General features: G+C 62.9%; 17 protein-coding genes and 1 tRNA gene. 6 read left to right on the top strand and 12 right to left on the bottom strand.

Annotated elements, in window-relative coordinates; translation table 11 throughout:
* From CGZ66_RS13230 to CGZ66_RS13215, 4 genes are read right to left on the bottom strand one after another with little or no spacing between them, the layout of a single operon-like run.
* A complete protein-coding gene (locus CGZ66_RS13230) occupies positions 1-777 on the bottom strand; it encodes an enoyl-CoA hydratase/isomerase family protein (RefSeq protein ID WP_095084987.1) in 777 nt (258 codons plus the stop codon).
* Positions 770-2,371, bottom strand: coding sequence for an acyl CoA:acetate/3-ketoacid CoA transferase (locus CGZ66_RS13225; protein ID WP_095084587.1), 1,602 nt, complete (start codon positions 2,369-2,371; stop codon positions 770-772). The genes CGZ66_RS13230 and CGZ66_RS13225 overlap by 8 nt, the downstream gene beginning before the upstream one ends.
* Positions 2,368-3,384 carry a Gfo/Idh/MocA family protein gene (locus CGZ66_RS13220; protein WP_095084586.1) on the bottom strand — a complete coding sequence of 339 codons (1,017 nt, stop codon included), beginning with the start codon at positions 3,382-3,384 and terminating at the stop codon, positions 2,368-2,370. Before CGZ66_RS13220 ends, CGZ66_RS13225 begins: the two co-directional genes overlap by 4 nt.
* On the bottom strand, positions 3,381-4,439 hold the full coding sequence (locus tag CGZ66_RS13215) for a LacI family DNA-binding transcriptional regulator (protein ID WP_095084585.1): 1,059 nt from the start codon (positions 4,437-4,439) through the stop codon (positions 3,381-3,383). Before CGZ66_RS13215 ends, CGZ66_RS13220 begins: the two co-directional genes overlap by 4 nt.
* A gap of 241 nt (positions 4,440-4,680) precedes the next feature.
* On the opposite strand from CGZ66_RS13215, the gene CGZ66_RS13210 reads away from it, so the two are divergent.
* On the top strand, positions 4,681-5,841 hold the full coding sequence (locus tag CGZ66_RS13210) for a dihydrodipicolinate synthase family protein (RefSeq protein WP_095084584.1): 1,161 nt from the start codon (positions 4,681-4,683) through the stop codon (positions 5,839-5,841).
* 82 nt (positions 5,842-5,923) lie between these two features.
* Positions 5,924-6,721, top strand: coding sequence for a M15 family metallopeptidase (locus CGZ66_RS13205; RefSeq protein ID WP_095084583.1), 798 nt, complete (start codon positions 5,924-5,926; stop codon positions 6,719-6,721).
* Positions 6,722-6,780: 59 nt separating this feature from the next.
* Here CGZ66_RS13205 and CGZ66_RS13200 read toward each other — a convergent pair.
* Together CGZ66_RS13200 and cpdR are read right to left on the bottom strand one after the other, a co-directional pair.
* Positions 6,781-6,855: transfer RNA gene (locus CGZ66_RS13200), tRNA-Val, on the bottom strand.
* Between the two features lie 221 nt (positions 6,856-7,076).
* Complete coding sequence (gene cpdR, locus CGZ66_RS13195; protein ID WP_006199474.1) at positions 7,077-7,439, bottom strand: cell cycle two-component system response regulator CpdR; 363 nt, start codon at positions 7,437-7,439, stop codon at positions 7,077-7,079.
* Positions 7,440-7,602: 163 nt separating this feature from the next.
* Between cpdR and CGZ66_RS13190 the strand changes: the two genes are divergently transcribed.
* Both CGZ66_RS13190 and hisN read left to right on the top strand, forming a co-directional pair.
* A complete protein-coding gene (locus CGZ66_RS13190) occupies positions 7,603-8,544 on the top strand; it encodes an N-formylglutamate amidohydrolase (protein ID WP_095084582.1) in 942 nt (313 codons plus the stop codon).
* A 316-nt stretch (positions 8,545-8,860) separates the two neighbouring features.
* Complete coding sequence (gene hisN, locus CGZ66_RS13185) at positions 8,861-9,634, top strand: histidinol-phosphatase (protein ID WP_095084986.1); 774 nt, start codon at positions 8,861-8,863, stop codon at positions 9,632-9,634.
* Between the two features lie 16 nt (positions 9,635-9,650).
* Here hisN and CGZ66_RS13180 read toward each other — a convergent pair whose 3' ends face one another.
* The 3 genes from CGZ66_RS13180 to CGZ66_RS39865 form a co-directional block, all read right to left on the bottom strand.
* Complete coding sequence (locus tag CGZ66_RS13180) at positions 9,651-10,481, bottom strand: helix-turn-helix transcriptional regulator (protein WP_095084985.1); 831 nt, start codon at positions 10,479-10,481, stop codon at positions 9,651-9,653.
* A 205-nt stretch (positions 10,482-10,686) separates the two neighbouring features.
* Positions 10,687-10,938 carry a DUF1127 domain-containing protein gene (locus CGZ66_RS13175; RefSeq protein ID WP_095084581.1) on the bottom strand — a complete coding sequence of 84 codons (252 nt, stop codon included), beginning with the start codon at positions 10,936-10,938 and terminating at the stop codon, positions 10,687-10,689.
* Between the two features lie 3 nt (positions 10,939-10,941).
* Complete coding sequence (locus tag CGZ66_RS39865; RefSeq protein ID WP_167392101.1) at positions 10,942-11,097, bottom strand: hypothetical protein; 156 nt, start codon at positions 11,095-11,097, stop codon at positions 10,942-10,944.
* 175 nt (positions 11,098-11,272) lie between these two features.
* On the opposite strand from CGZ66_RS39865, the gene CGZ66_RS13170 reads away from it, so the two are divergent.
* Positions 11,273-11,785 carry a DUF1579 domain-containing protein gene (locus CGZ66_RS13170; RefSeq protein WP_095084580.1) on the top strand — a complete coding sequence of 171 codons (513 nt, stop codon included), beginning with the start codon at positions 11,273-11,275 and terminating at the stop codon, positions 11,783-11,785.
* An 18-nt stretch (positions 11,786-11,803) separates the two neighbouring features.
* On the opposite strand, the gene CGZ66_RS13165 is transcribed toward CGZ66_RS13170, so the two are convergent.
* Complete coding sequence (locus tag CGZ66_RS13165) at positions 11,804-12,781, bottom strand: alpha/beta fold hydrolase (RefSeq protein ID WP_095084579.1); 978 nt, start codon at positions 12,779-12,781, stop codon at positions 11,804-11,806.
* A gap of 478 nt (positions 12,782-13,259) precedes the next feature.
* On the opposite strand from CGZ66_RS13165, the gene CGZ66_RS13160 reads away from it, so the two are divergent.
* Entirely contained in the window at positions 13,260-13,727 is a 468-nt protein-coding gene (locus tag CGZ66_RS13160) for an Hsp20 family protein (protein WP_023759726.1), read from the top strand.
* A 68-nt stretch (positions 13,728-13,795) separates the two neighbouring features.
* Here the strand turns inward: CGZ66_RS13160 and CGZ66_RS13155 are convergent, their stop codons facing one another.
* Both CGZ66_RS13155 and CGZ66_RS13150 read right to left on the bottom strand, forming a co-directional pair.
* On the bottom strand, positions 13,796-14,692 hold the full coding sequence (locus CGZ66_RS13155) for an MBL fold metallo-hydrolase (protein ID WP_095084578.1): 897 nt from the start codon (positions 14,690-14,692) through the stop codon (positions 13,796-13,798).
* Positions 14,693-14,701: 9 nt separating this feature from the next.
* On the bottom strand, positions 14,702-15,751 hold the full coding sequence (locus CGZ66_RS13150; RefSeq protein ID WP_095084577.1) for a threonine aldolase family protein: 1,050 nt from the start codon (positions 15,749-15,751) through the stop codon (positions 14,702-14,704).
* Positions 15,752-15,811 lie beyond the last annotated feature (60 nt).

Genomic DNA, 15,811 nt, shown 5'->3' with positions numbered 1-15,811 from the left:
TCAGGATCTTGAAAATGCTGGTTTTTGCTTGGTCTTGAAAGAGCCGACGCCGGCTTTGAGATCGCCGGTCAGGGCGATGAAGCCGCTGGCCAGTGCTTCCGTCGCCGCGGCACTTTCCTCGCCTTCGGCGACCGCGATCATCAACTTGGCGGCTTCCGTCGCCAGCGGGCCGCGCTCGGCGATCTTTTCGGCCCAGGCCTTGGCTTCGGACAGGCCGCTGCCGGTTTCGACCATCCGGTCGACCACGCCGAGCGCCAGCGCTTCGGGAGCGAGCAGAATCTCGCCGCCCAGCGCCATGCGCCGCACCGTCTGCGCGCCGAAGCGGCGCACCGCGCGTTGTGTGCCGGACCAGCCGGGGACGACGCCGATCGAGGTTTCGGGGAAGCCTAATTTCACCTGTGTCTCGGCCACGCGGAAGTCGCAGGCGACCGCCAGCTCCAGCCCGCCGCCCAGCGCATGGCCGGACAGCACGGCGATGGTCGGTTGCCGCAACCGCGCCAGCCGGTCGAAGACACGATGGCCGTAGCGGACCCATTGCACCTGGAAGTCGGCGGCACCCATCTGCGCCCACGCCTCGACATCGCCGCCGGCGCAAAAGCCCTTGCCTTCGCCGCGCAGCAATACGACGCGCACGCCTTCCGCCATTTCCGCTTCGTCCAGCGCTGCCTCCAGCGCGCGCAGCATCGGAATATCCAGCGCGTTGAATTTCTCCGGCCGGCGCAGCGTGACGATGCCGATGGCGCCGTCCTGCTCGAAGGTGACGAGACGCTCAGCCATGCGCGCCTCCAAGCGAGGCGCCGCCATTCAGCGACAGCCCGATCGGCTGGTCCAGGTAGAGCGCTGCCGGTGTCGTCTTGAGATCCTTGGCGACGCCGAGCGGGATCTCGGCCTGGGCCAGCACGTCGCGCTGCAGGTCGATGCCGGGTGCGAGTTCGGTGACGACCAGGCCCTCCGGCGTCAGCTTCATCACGCAGCGCTCGGTGACATAGGTGATGTCCTGTCCCTGCGCGACCGCGCGCTTGCCCGAGAAGGAGATGTGCTCGACCTCGTTGACCACCTTCTTGACCTTGCCTTCCTGGTCGATGCGGATGCCGCCATCGGCCAGGGAGAGTTTCGCCCCGGCGTTGAAGAAGCCCGAGAAGACGATCTTCCTTGCCCGCGCGGTGATGTCGACAAAGCCACCGGCACCGGCGGTGACATGCGGCCGTGCGGACAGTTTCGAGACGTTGACCGAGCCGTGGTGATCAATCTGCAGGAAGGACAGCAGCGACGCGTCGAAGCCGCCGGCCTGGAAGTAGATGAACTGGTGCGGCGAAGGCATGATCGCCTCGGCGTTCGAAGCGCAGCCGAACTTGAAGTCGAGCAGCGGCACGCCACCGACGGCACCCTGTTCAATCACCCAGGTGACCTTGCCGTGCTGGCCTTCCTCGAGGAGGATGCGCGGCACATTGGCCGAGATGCCGAAGCCGATGTTGACGGCCATGCCGTCGCGGAGTTCCAAGGCGACGCGGCGCGCGATCACCTTCTGGACGTTCATTTCGGCGTTGCGGAAGCTCGACAGCGGCCGGAAGACCTCGCCCGAGATCGCCGGATCGTAGGGCGTCAGCGTCGTCTGCAACTGGTCGGGCGCGACGACGATGTGGTCGACCAGCACGCCGGGCACGCGCACGTCGTGCGGCTTCAGCGTGCCGTTCTCGACGACGCGCTTGACCTGGGCAATGACGACGCCGCCATTGTTGCGGGCGGCGAGCGCCTGCTCCAGGCCGCCAAGATAGGCGCCCTCATGCTCGTAGGTGAGGTTGCCGCGCTCGTCCGATGTGGTGGCGCGGATAATCGAGACCTGCGGCACGATCGAGCGGAAATAGAGCCATTCCTCGCCGTCGAACTGCTGCACCGAAACGATCGGCTCACTGGCGGCCGCGTTCATGGCGCAGCCCTGGTGGCGGGGGTCGGCGAAGGTGTCGAGGCCGACCTTGGTCAGCACACCCGGACGCTTGGCGGCGGCTTCGCGGTGCATGTCGAACAGGATGCCGGACGGTACATTGTAGGCGGCGACCGAATTGTCGCCAATCATCTTCCAGATCTGCGGCGGTTCGGACGAGGAGGGACCTGACGGATAGGAGCCACACAACGTGCGCTTCAACAGGCCAGGCTTGGCCAGATGGTCGATGCCCTTGATGCCATACATGTCGCCGGCAGCTATCGGGTGCAGCGTGGTGATGTCTTTCGGATGGCCTTCGCTGTCGAAGCGCTCGCCGATCGCGGCCAGCACCGCGTCCGGGCAGCCGAGACCGCTCGACGACGAGACGGACACGACCATGCCGTCCTTGATCAGGCCTGCGGCTTCAGCGGCGGAAACGACCTTGCTCAATTCCTGCTCCCGAGTTTCGGGTCGATCTTGACGGCCTTGCCGGAGCTGGCCGATTGAAGGGCCGCTTCGGCAGCAGCGAGTGACCAGATGCCGTCCTCGCCCGTGGCGGACGGTTGGCCCTCGCCGCGGATCGCGGCATGGAACTGGCGCAGCGATCTTGCGTAGAGGTCCTCGCGGTCGAAGCTCAGCTCCTCCTCGCCTTTTGCAGTGCGCAAGGTCACCGAGCCGACCGGCTTCTGCGTCATCACATTCCTGGCGATCAGCGAGCCTTCCGAGCCATGCACCTCGAAACCGGTGTCGGCGAATTTGGTGGTGAAGCCTTCATGCGACTGGGCGATGACGCCCGATTTGAAGCGCCAGATGCACATGGCCCCATCTTCCAGCCCGCTGCCGGCCATGCCGGCTGACTGCGTGAAGGCCGAGACTTCGACCGGATCGTCGCCGAGCACAAAGCGCAGCGTGTCGGCATCGTGCACGGTGATGTCGAGCACCACGCCGCCGCCTGCCTCAGGCTTCGTGATGCGCCAGCCCTGCAGGTTTTCGGGCAGGTAGACGGCATGGAAGACGCGCGCGGCGATCGGCTTGCCGATGCGGCCGGCTGCGATCGCGTCACGCATGGCGCGGTGCGCGCCGGCATTGCGCAGATGGTGATTGGTGCCGAGCACGACGCCGGTTGCCTTCGCGGCGACAACCATTGTGCGCGCGTCGTCGCTGGTCAGCGCCAGCGGCTTTTCGCAAAGCACATGTTTTCCCGCCTTGGCTGCGGCCAGGGCTTGCTCTAGATGCAGTTCATTGGTGGTCGAGATGTAAACCGCGTCGATGTCGGCGCCGAGCAGAGCATCAAGCGTCGAAACAGCCAGCGGGATGTTGTTTTCCGCGGCATAGGCCGTGGCGCGCTCGGGATTGGAACTCATGACCGCCGCGATCTCGCCATCGCCCTGCGAACGGATGGCGTTGATCATGAACTGTCTGGCGATCGTGCTGGCGCCGATCAAGCCCCATCTGGCGCTCATGCCGCGTCCCCCATTCCTGCGGGCCTGTTTCGGGCGCGGCGATCCGGGCCGCAGCTTTCCCTGACCACCAGATTGACCGCACCGATATGATCTTCGGCCCGCGTCGTGCGCGACTGGATCATCTTAAGCATGACATGGGCGGCGCGTTCGCCGAGGCCGGCCGTGTCCACCGAGACGCTGGTCAAGGCCGGCATGTAGTGCTCGGCCTCGACCACGTCGTCGAAGCCGACGACGGCGAAATCCGGTCCGGGCTCAAGCCCACGCTTGCGCAGCGCCAGCATGACGCCAAAAGCGACCGCATCGTTGAAGCAGAGTGCCGCGGTCGGCGGTTCGGATGTTGCGAGAGCCGTATCCAGACAGGCGATGCCGCCCCTGCGGCTGGTCTCGCCTTCGATCACGGTCATGTCGCGGGCGGCGATGCCAAGCGTCTCACAGGCTTCACGAAAGCCGCCCAGCCGCTCTTGATAGACCACGAGGTCGGCCGAGCCGCCGAAGAAGGCCAGCCGGCGATGCCCTTTGCCGATGAGATGGGCGGCGGCCAGGTAGGCGCCGCGATGATTGTCGGGCGTGATCACCGGAATGCGGCTTTCGGGCAGCCGGCGCATGGCGAAGACGACCGGAACGCCCGCCATCTCCAGGCGGCGGAATGCGCCCGGCGTGGTGCCGCGCGCCGGCGACACGATGAGGCCGGCGACGCCTTGCTCCATCAGCGATTTGAGCACCTCTTCCTGGCGCACCGGATTTTCCGCCGTGTTGGCTATGAAAGGCACGATGCCGGCCGACTGGAAGACGCGCTCCATGCCGACCGCCAGTTCGGCGAAGAAGGGATTGGTGAGATCGTTGATGACCATGCCGATGACGTTGGAGTGAGCCTTGCGTAGATTGGCGGCGCCACGGTTGTAGACGTAACCGACATCCTCGATTGCCTTGCGAACCTTGACCGCGGTCTCAGGCCGGATCAGCCCGCTGCCCTGGAGCACGAGCGACACCGTCGATTTGGACACGCCTGCCTCGCGGGCGATGTCGAATATCGTTGCCTTGGCCCGGCTGGCCATCCAGATGCATCCTCCCTGATTTTCAAGCCGATCTATTGGAACGTTCTAATCACTAACCTCATCTGGAGTCAATCGAGGTTCTTTCCGGATTCGAAAAATTGATCCGGTGAGGCCGGCGAGCCCATTCCATAAGGCTTTCTGTGTTGCGGCGCAGCATTTATCCGCGAATGAGCTCTGAATCGTAAAGGTTCTTGATTTATTGGAACGTTCCATTTATAGGCACGGCGATAGGGAGAGAACGATGGACATTGTCTTGCCTGGTGAGGGTGGCCGCAGCCGCCGCTACGCTCTGGTCGGCCAACCGGTGCAGCCGGTGGTCGGCGCGCGGTTTTCGCGCATCGCCTATGCTGCAGCCCATGTCGTTGCCGATCCGCTGGCGATGACCGATCCGTGGTCGCAGCCGGTGGTCGACTGGGACAGAACGATGGCATTCCGTCATTATCTGTGGCGGCTCGGCTTCCGCATCGCCGAGGCGATGGATACCTCGCAGCGCGGCATGGGTTTCGACTGGACTAATGCGCAGGAGTTGATCCGCCGCTCGATCGCGGAAGCGCGCACCGTCGAAGGCGCCGATCTCGCTTCTGGTGCCGGCACCGACCACCTGACGCCAAGCGCCGCCCGGACGCTCGACGATGTCATCGCCGCCTATGAAGAGCAGTTCGCTTTCATCGAAGGGCTGGGCGGCAAGGCGATCATGATGGCCAGCCGCGCATTGGCGGCTGTTGCCAAGGGCCCGGACGACTATGCCCGTGTCTACGACCGCATCCTGTCCCAAGCGTCCGGCAAGGTCATCCTGCACTGGCTGGGCGACATGTTCGATCCGGCGCTGAAAGGTTACTGGGGCAGCGGCGATTTCGAGTCCGCGCTCGACACCGTCGTCGCCATCATCGAACGCCACGCCGGCAAGGTGGAGGGGATAAAAATCTCGCTGCTCGATGCCGGCAAGGAAGTCGCGCTCAGGAATCGGCTGCCGGACGGCGTCGTCATGTTCACCGGCGACGACTTCAATTATCCCGAACTGATTGCCGGCGACGGCGGACGACATTCGCACGCGCTGCTTGGCATTTTCGATGCGATTGCGCCGGTCGCCAACGCGGCGCTGGCGAAGCTGGCGGATGGCGACCGCGCCGGCTATGACGCGCTGATGGCGCCGACCGTGCCGCTATCGCGAAAAATCTTCGAGGCGCCGACCGAATACTACAAGGCCGGCATCGTCTTCATGGCCTGGCTGAACGGCCATCAGGATCATTTCGAGATGGTCGGCGGCATGCAGTCGGCGCGTGGTATCCGCCACTATGCCGATGTCTTCCGCCTTGCCGACCAAGCTGGGTTGCTTGCCGATCCGGAACTGGCGGTTGCCAGGATGAGAAGTTTGTGTGCCGTCGCGGGCATCTCAGGATAAATGTGGGCTCGTGCCCTGATCACATTCCCTTTTCGTTTATGATCGAAATGGTAGGCGTGCGATTTCGGGGGCCGTGCTGGCGATGAAGCTAAGGATTTCCATCGTTTTCGTGGTCTTGCTGGCGGCGATCCCCTTGTCAGCCGCGCAAGGTGGTGATGGCGTCGATCAGGCTGACGCCAAGGCTGCGCTGCTCGAAGCCTACCCCGGCCTTTTTACCATCTCGGGCAATACGGTGACGTGGTCGGATGGTGCCACGATGGTGTGGGATGATGGCAAGGCACGCACAGCCGAGGAGTTGATCAAGTCCCCCGATATCGAGGACATGTTCCACTACATTTATCCGACAGCCATTGCCGGAGACCTTATCCCCGACGTGGATTTCGATCCCGGGCGGATTCGCAACGAGGCTTTTTTCAAAAAACTTTATGGGGCCAGTGCCGCAGCGGTCGGCCATCATTTGACGACCGTCAAATGGCTGCCCAAACTGGGCAAGTATCCGGTTCGGATAACGTCGCTCTTCGGTGTCGACGCGCGCCTCTCCAAAATCTCGAATGCCTTGCAGGATTTGCCCGTCGACATGAGCCGCTACGGCCTCAAGCCGGGCGGCGGTTTCAATTGGCGGGTCATCGCCGGCACGGACCAACTCAGCGTTCATTCCTTCGGGGCCGCATTCGACATCAATGTCGGTTATTCCGACTATTGGTTCTGGAATAAGCCCGACAGCAAGGGCCGTATCCCGTTCAAGAACCGCATTCCCTTGTCAATCGTCACGCTGTTTGAAAAGCAGGGTTTTATCTGGGGTGGGCGTTGGTATCACTACGACACCATGCATTTCGAATATCGGCCTGAATTGCTGCTCTACAAGGAAAAGCAGGGCTAGCCGGCCGTTGGATGCCAGGCCAGCGGAAACTCAGCGTAACCCATTGATTTTCAAGAGGATGGTGGGCGTGACAGGGATTGAACCTGTGACCCCTGCAATGTCAATGCAGTGCTCTCCCGCTGAGCTACACGCCCATCCGAAGCCGCGCATACACCATTTTTGATCCAGCGCGTCAATAGCAGGAAAAAGGAAAGAAGGCGTCGTCTCGCCGCAGTGGCGACAAGGGTGCTTACGCCTAAAGCGCGTCGCGTTTGAACGGAATCAAGCGCCGCGCTTCAGGTCTTTGTTTTCATGCATGTCGTTCTCCCAAAACCGGGGCCACTTTTGGGCGACATGCATTGGCTCGGAAAGCGGCTCAGGCCGCCTGCAGCATCTTTTCGACCTCGTTGACGAGGTCGCGCAGGTGGAACGGCTTCGACAGCACCTTGGCGTCCTTAGGCGCCTTCGAATCCGGGTTCAGCGCAACGGCGGCAAAACCGGTGATGAACATGACCTTGAGGTCGGGATCGATCTCGGTGGCGCGGCGCGCCAGTTCGATGCCGTCCATCTCCGGCATGACGATGTCGGTCAGAAGCAGCGAGAACGGTTCCTCGCGCAGCCGCTCATAGGCGCTCGCGCCATTGTCGAAATCGCTGACCTGGTAGCCGGCGCGCTCCAGCGCCTTGACGAGGAATCGACGCATATCGTCGTCGTCTTCCGCCAGAAGAATGCGTGCCATGATATCCCGTCCGAATCACCCGCTCGAGATTGCCGTTGGGCAAGCCCGTTAACCATCCTGTATATGAGGAGGTGAGGGTAAACATCAAGTGAACGAGAACCGGGATGGACCATATTTGCCCGGCCTGTGCTGCCGCTGAAATGCTGGACACGGGGCCAGCAAGGTGGCACCTTCACATCATGATGCACTGGTGTTTGCGGGTTCGCACAAATTGAAGACGGCAGCCGAGGATTTTTCGGTCTTTCCACCCTTCGAAATCCGTTCGGGCGCCGAGCAGCGCGTCCCCTTCCTTTTCAACTCACCGCATAGCGGCCGCTACTATCCGGAGCGCTTCCTTGCCATGGCAAGGCTGGACCGCAACGCCATCCGCCGGTCGGAAGACTGCTATGTCGACGAACTGTTCGGCGGCGCCGTGGCGCTGGGGGCGCCGATGCTGGCGGCGAATTTCCCGCGCGCCTATCTCGACGTCAACCGCGAGCCGTGGGAACTCGATCCGCGCATGTTCGCCGAGCCGGTACCGTCGTTCTGCAACATCCGCTCGGCGCGGGTGGCCGGCGGGCTTGGCACGGTGCCCAAGCTGGTCGGCGAGGGGCTCGATATTTATTCCGGCCGCCTGCCGCTGTCCGAAGCGGTCGCCCGCATCGAGGCCGTCTACAAGCCCTATCACGAGACGCTGAAACGGCTTTTGACCAGGACCCATGCGCGTTTCGGCTTTGCCGTGCTGATAGACTGTCATTCGATGCCGGCGAGCATCCGCGTCGGCGACAACGGCTTGCGGCCTGACTTCATCATCGGTGACCGTTTCGGCATCTCGGCCACCGCGGCGTTGACCGAGACCGCGATCGGCCTGCTCACCGCCATGGGATACGCCGTCGCCCACAACAAGCCCTATGCCGGCGGCTTCATCACCGAGCACTATGGCCGCCCGGCGCGCCATCTCCACGCCCTGCAGATCGAGGTCAATCGCGGGCTCTACATGAACGAGCGGACATTCGAGAAGGCCGCCGGCTTCGACGCGCTCGCCGACGATCTGTCGCGATTTTCGGCGGATCTGATGGCAATGCCGGACCATCATTTCATCGACCTGCCGCTGGCGGCGGAGTGAAACCTTGGTCCGGGGTGCTCCGGCGTAAAAAAAGACCGCATCGTTTGCACGATACGGTCGAAGTCTAGGGAGGAAACGCCCAAGGAGGGCATGGACAGGAAAACCTGTCCGAGGCTGAGGGTATTGTGCGCTGCACAAATGTCAAGCGACCTTCAGGCTTTTTTAATTCACTCTGAAGTGGAAATTGCTTTTCGGTGACGCTTGTGTGACATCCGGGCAACAGGTGCCGCAGCGGGAAAATCGTCGAACACCCTTGTTTTGGCAGGAAATTGGCGGCAGAGCACGGCTCGGGCATGCTGCAATGCGGGAGAATCAGTTGGATATCAGCATCGATTTCATGCGCCGCATCGCGCGGGCGGCCGCGGCGGAAACCCTGCCGCGCTTCCGCAGCCAGGGCGCCGTCGCCAATAAGGAAAAAGGCAGTTTCGACCCGGTTACCGAAGCCGATCGCGAGGCCGAGCGCGCCATCCGGGCGCTGATATCGGCTGAGTATCCCGACCATGGCATCCTTGGCGAGGAGCACGGCAGCGAAAACATTTCGAGCAAACATGTCTGGGTGATCGACCCCATCGACGGCACGCGCGCCTTCATCTCCGGCCTGCCTGTGTGGGGGACGCTGGTCGGACTGACGGTCGACGGCGATGCTGTTGCCGGCATGATGTCGCAACCTTTCACCGGCGAGCTCTACTACGCCAACGCCTCGGGCTCTCACTATGAGGGGCCGGGTGGCCCGCGCAAGCTGACAACCCGCAAGACGACGAAGCTCGCCGACGCGACGCTGTTCACCACCACGCCGGCACTGTTCAAGGGCGAGGCGCGCGAGCGCTACGACCAGTTCGAAAAGCAGGTGCAACTCGCCCGCTACGGCACCGATTGCTATGCCTTCGCCATGATCGCATCGGGAAGCGTCGATATCGTCGCCGATCCCGGATTGAAGCCGTACGACATCGTGGCGCTGATCCCGATCATCGAAAAGGCCGGCGGCGTGGTCACCACATTCGATGGCGGGCCGGCGGAGAAGGGCGGCGATGTCGTGGCAGCGGCGACGCCGGAGCTGCATGCGGCGGCGATGGCTGCGCTCCGAGGCTGACTTTTCCTGAACTGCTTCAGCGCGGCTTGATCGAGCGCTGGAACTCCGCTGGGGTGCGGCCGTAAACCTGCCTGAACGCGGAGCTGAAATGGCTGTGGCTGGAGAAGCCAAGGTCAATGCCCAGCGTCGTCAGATTGTCATAGCGGCCAAGCAGGTCGAGCGCGCGCGCCAGCCGCAGGCGCAAATGATAACGGTAGAGCGGCATGGCCTCGACCTGCTGGAACACCTGCGTCAGGTAGACCGGCGAGACGCCGACCTCGACGGCAATTTCGGCCAGCGTCCAGCGTCGCGACAGATCCGAGGACAAAACGAGCTTGGCGCGGTCGACCAGTTTCTGTCGGCCCGGGCTGGCGCCAGCGACATGCGAGGTCCGCTCGCCGAGAGAGCGCCGCACCAGCGTCAGCGCCAGGGTTTCGGCCTCGAGCGTTTCGGCTATGTTGCGGCTCAAGCTGTGGCGCAGCAAAGCCACCAAAGCCTGCGCCCGTGGGTCGATGCGCCGGCGTTGGCGACGAAACGCCGGGGTCGCGCCGCTGCGCAATTGCTCCTTCGGCACCAGCTCCAGCAGCTGAGCCTCCTCGACGACGAGATCGAGGCAGGCGTCGCCACCGTCGACGGGGTGGCTGATCCGATAGGCTTCCGCCTCGTTGAAGAACAGCAGCTGATTGGCTTCGGCGACGGCGTCATTGCGGCCGACATGGCGCACGAAGACGCCGCGATAGGGAAACACCAGATGCGTCGCCGACGTGCACTCTTCCTCGCTCCTGTGCCGGCATTGCCCGCTGCAGACGACGTCGCGCACCCTGACAGTGCCGGTGTCGAGAAGCGGCTGGACCGTGAATTGCGATATGGCCATTGCGTTGTCTTCCTGTGCCGGGCCATGGGTCCTGCATCGGCACTCTACGCAATCGGCCCGCCCATTCCTGTCAGGAGACTTCCAGGCAGGCTGCTTCTCAAAGCGCGTCGCATCAAAATGGATTCACGCGACACGCTTTGAGTTTTTGTTTCACGCATGTCGTCGCCCCAAAACGGGGACCACTTTTCGGCGGTATGCATCAATCCCACAGCCGGCGCGTGAATTCTGAGTAGGCTTCGCCGCGCGACAGACCGATGTCCTTGAGCTGGTCGTCGGTCATCTCGAGCAATGCGCGGCGGCTTCGGCGCCTCTCCATCTGACAGCTGATCCAGCCAGCCGTCGCATTGAATTGTGCGTACAAAGTCTGGCGAATGGTCACGGTGCGGATTGTCGGCGCCTGCGTCGGCACCGTGCCGGCCAGGCATTGCGTCGCCATATGATCAGGGCGCATCGCTCAGTCCTCCCTGGTGCCGGCTGCCGAGGCGCCGGCTTCGTTCAGCGCTTGCGCGCATTCCTCGCAGCAGACTTCGACGGTCTTGCCGCCGACCTTGACGCGGATCGGGTTGGCGTCCAGCTGGCAATCGCAGGCGGCGCAGGTTTTCTCGGTCATGATCTCATCTCCTTGGCGTTCAGTTCGACGCGGGCAGATGAGCACTCCGGGACGGCGCGGGCTGTCAGAATCTTTAGCACTTTGCATCCCGCGGGCGGCGCCGGCCCATCCCTACTGACAACAGGGTGTCAGTTGGCACCGACTATGGAAGGGCCTTTCCAGAGGAGGACCAGACATGCCGATGCAATCAACAGCCAGCCACGCCAATGACAGTCAGACGGACGGGCGTAGCGACTTCGACTTCTTCTTCGGCTGCTGGGATGTCAGCCATCGAAGGCTGCAAAAGCGCCTGGCGGGCGACACCAACTGGGACGAATTCGGCGGCACATGCGAGGTGCGCCCGCTGCTCGGCGGTCTCGGCAATGTCGACGACAATGTGATCGAGCTGCCAGGCGGCGCCTATCGCGCCGCAACGGTGCGGACCTTCGATCCGGCGACACGGCAATGGTCGATCTGGTGGATCGATGGCCGCAACCCGCTGACCATCGACGTGCCGGTGCGCGGCGCGTTCATCGACGGTGTCGGCACGTTCCTGTGTGACGACGTCTTCGACGGTCGGCCGATCCAGGTTCGTTTCCTCTGGTCACGGATGATGGAGAATTCGGCGCGCTGGGAACAGGCCTTTTCGCTTGATGGCGGCACGAGCTGGGAGACCAACTGGGTCATGGAGTTCGCCCGCCAGGCGTGAGCCGGGGATCGGCGTCTGTCAGGCCGTAGGGTCGTCGCTGCCGGGAATGAAGGCATCGAAGGCGGCGAGGAGTTGCTCGCGGTACATGTCGGCCTCCTGCAGGATTTCGTGGCGGGAGCCGTCGATCATCAGCAGCGAACCGAGCCGCAGACGCCTGGCATAGGCTTCCACCGCCTTGGTCGAGACGACCTGGTCGGCGCCGGCGGCGATTATCAGCATGGGGACCTGAATGCGAGCCATGAAATCGGGATCGCTGACAGCTTCGGATGCTTTGGCGGCGGCCTGCAGCCAGCGGATCGTCGGGCCGCCGAGCGCCAGCTGCGGGTATTGTTCGTAGATCCGCGTGTTGCGCCGGTAGCGTACCGGGTCGGACGTCAGCTTGTTGGTCTCGAAAGGGACCGGCATCTTCGGCCGTGGACCCCAGGCGGCATAGAGCCGGCCGAGGCCGAGCGCGCAGAAGAACGAACAGACGCGGCGAACCGTCGATATCGAGACCGGCAGGTCGGGCACGGTCAGGAATGGCGCGATCAGCACCATGCGCCGCACGCGGTTCACCATCGACGGCGTGGCAAGCAGCGTGATCACCGCACCGGCTGAATGGGCGAGGATGTAGTAGGGCCCGCGGCAGTCGGGCAGCACGATCTCCTCGAAGAACTGCTCAAGGTCGGCGGTGTAGTCGCGGAAGCTACGGACATAGCCGCGCTGGCGATCGCGGATCAGACGGGAAGAATCACCCTGGCCGCGCCAGTCGAGGGTGGCGACGCCAAAGCCACGGTCGGCAAGATTGCGGATGGTTTCGAAATATTTCTCGATGCACTCGTTGCGGCCGGTGAGCACGACCACGGTGCCCTTCAACGGGCGAGTGACTGCGCCGAACAGGCCGTAGCGGATCTTCTTGCGGTCGCGGGTGGTGAAGAAGCCGCCGCTGGCGTTTTCCGGTCGTGGATTGCCCTCGATTTCGTGAAAAAGGGGGATGTCTGGGACAAGATCCGTCATTCGGCGCTTCGTGCTCGTGCCCGCCCGTGCTGGCTGGCTCCGCTAAGGTGATAGACGCCCATGCGCCAAAAGCAAAGGAATTCCCGGTGACGCGAGACCCACAATGGGGAAGGCCGGAAGCCGCTTGAAAGCGTGCTTCCGGCCTCTGTCGATCCGGGAGGAAGGGACGTTACACCCCGGTCGGCCTCGTTGCGGCGTCTCAAGAACGGTTCATCGTCCGGCGCGCCGCCAATCCTTGATCTTGGGCCCACTCTAGCGCCGGCTGTCTGAACGCGCGCCGAAGCTTTGGTTCATCTGCCGTTCATCAACGAACAGCCGCACGGTTTTTGCTGGCAGGAGAAATCTTGAAATGCCTTCGAGCGCTCCCCAAATGTCGGATGCGGTCGCCAATATCGGGGCCGCTGGTCCAGCCGAAACGCCGCTCAAGGGTTTCGCACCGGCCATACGCAAACCATGTTGCTCAACAGGAGAACACCTCATGCGTCACGTTGACTTTTCCCCGCTTTATCGCTCGACCGTCGGCTTCGACCGTCTCTTCACCATGCTCGATTCGCTTGCGCAGCCCGATGGCGCGCAGACTTATCCGCCCTACAACATCGAGCGCACCGGCGAGGATTCCTACCGGATCTCGATGGCTGTTGCCGGCTTCTCGGACGAGGAAATCTCGATCGAAGCCCATCGCAACGTGCTGACGGTAAAAGGTGAGCGCAAGGACGAGGGCACGGGCGAAGGTTCCGAACTGCTCTATCGCGGCATTGCCTCGAGGGCTTTCGAACGCCGCTTCCAGCTTGCCGACCATGTTGAAGTCGTCGGCGCCGCGCTGAAGAACGGCCTGCTCTTCGTCGACCTCAAGCGCAACATTCCCGAGGAGTTGAAGCCGCGCAAGATCGCGATCACCTCGGCTCCGGCCAAGGCCAAGCAGATCGAGGCCAAGACCGCCAACTAAAGACCGCCAACTAAACCGATAGCCTCCCAGGGCAAAGGCGGCGCCGAAGGGCGCCGCCTTTCTTATGTTCAGCTGGCAGTCCCCGAAGCCACCACGGCCTCAACGTTTTGTCGGTGAACGGCCTCGTATGGCGCGAAATAACCGACGGCACCGGAGGCAAACACTTCGGCAGCGAAGGCTCTCAGATCTTGCCTCACCAGATCGGGCTCGTGTCGGCAGCGAAGCAGCTTTTCGACATAGGATCGGGTAGCGGCAATGAACTCGCGACCGTACCCACCGGATTGGATCATCTGCAACCAACCGTGATTGGGTAGGATGCGGTCAAAGGTCCAGCCGGCCATGCGTTCGAGATCGTCCAGATGTTTAGTCAGCCGTTCCGGTTCGCCGACATAAGTGATCGGATCTTCAAGCGTATCGCCCGCAAAGAGCAGACCGGCGCTGGGCATGACCAACACGGTACCGTCGTGACTGTGGATTTCGACGTGCCGAAGGTCGACCGCTATCGACCCGACCATGAGGTCGAGATTGTCGTCGAATGTCCGATTCGGAAGGATAAGGGGTCTGATCGGCGGGTTCTCATTTTCCAGTTTGGTCCGGTTCTCTGCGAGAGCAGAGGCTGTGAGGTTGTTGGCGATGATTTCGCAATCCCGGAACACCTCGTTGCCGGCGACATGATCATCATGCCAATGACTGAGGACCACCCGCATCGAGGTGACGCCCATACCCTCTAGCGTTTGCCGGATGATCCGGGCGTGCTGAAGCGAAATATGCGTGTCATAGACAAGCGCTTCCGAGCCATCGACAATTGCATAGGTGCAAATGCCAAGGGCATAGGCGCCGTCATCGAGCCAATTGGGCTGATCCGACCAGCCGCGAACGCCCTCTATCCGGCCGTCATAAAAGCCGAGCACGTTTGGAGCGGGGCGGATCAGCCGCATAGTCGAGCCGAGCGGTGACATGGTCATAGGAAAAGCTCAAGCGATCAGGTGGCCAAGGTGGTCGATCTCTTCGGTCGTGGTCGCGAAGCTGGCGACGAAACGGTAGATCACTTCATTGTCGCCGAGGTGGCTGTCGAAGCCCTGCGGCAGACCCCATTCGTAGAATTTTGCCCCGGCCGCCTGCAGCTTTTCGGCTTTGGCGCGGTCGAGGATCGCGAACACTTCATTGGCCTGCGGCAGCCAGGCCAGCCGGCCTGCCGGTGCATCCTCGATCGTCGCGGCCAGCCGCGCGGCCATGGCATTGGCGTGGTGCGCCATCCTCAGCCAGAGATCGTCGGTGAAATAGGCTTCGAACTGAGCCGAGATGAAGCGCGCCTTGGAAAAGGTCTGCCCGGCGCGCTGGCGAAGCAGGCGCAGGTCGCGTGCCACGTCGGGGTTCAGGACCACCACCGCATCGGCCATCCAGCAGCCGTTCTTGGTGCCTCCGAAGGAGATGATATCGACGCCGCTCTTCCAGGTCATTTCTGCGGGACTGATGTCCGTCGCCGCAATCGCGTTGGCGAACCGCGCTCCGTCCATGTGCAGAGGCAGGCCGTGACGGCGGCTGACTTCGGCGATCGCCTTGACATCGTCGACGGTGTAGACAGTGCCGACCTCGGTCGCCTGGGTGATCGTCACCGCCATCGGCTGGCCGGCGGGGGCGAGGTCTTGCGAGTAGCGCGTGATGGCCCGGTCGAGGGCCTGCGGATTGATGCGCCCCAGTGGCCCCGGAACCGGCGACATGCGCGCTCCACCGGTGTAGAAGCCCGCGGCGCCGAATTCATCGACATTCATGTGCGCTTCGGAATGGCAGAAGGCGACGCCGCCGATGCGATTGCACGCCGCCATGGACAGCGCGTTGGCCGCCGTGCCGGTCGCGACAAAGAACACCGCGACATCCCGTTCGAAAATCTCGCTGAAGCGCCGGTAGACGGCGCGGTCGAGCTCGCCGTCGCCATAAGCGGTGGCGATGCCCGCGGCATGCCGGGATAAATTGGCCGAGATGTCGGGATGGACGCCCGCCCAGTTGTCGGATGCAAAAAACATCAGGAATCCTGCTTCGGTTGAAAACGGCGCGACCTTGGCTGCTTTGGGGTTTCACACGCA

It is taken from the genome of Mesorhizobium sophorae, assembly GCF_002270415.1.
GTDB lineage: Bacteria > Pseudomonadota > Alphaproteobacteria > Rhizobiales > Rhizobiaceae > Mesorhizobium > Mesorhizobium sophorae.
This window is presented reverse-complemented; position numbering and strand designations above follow the sequence as displayed.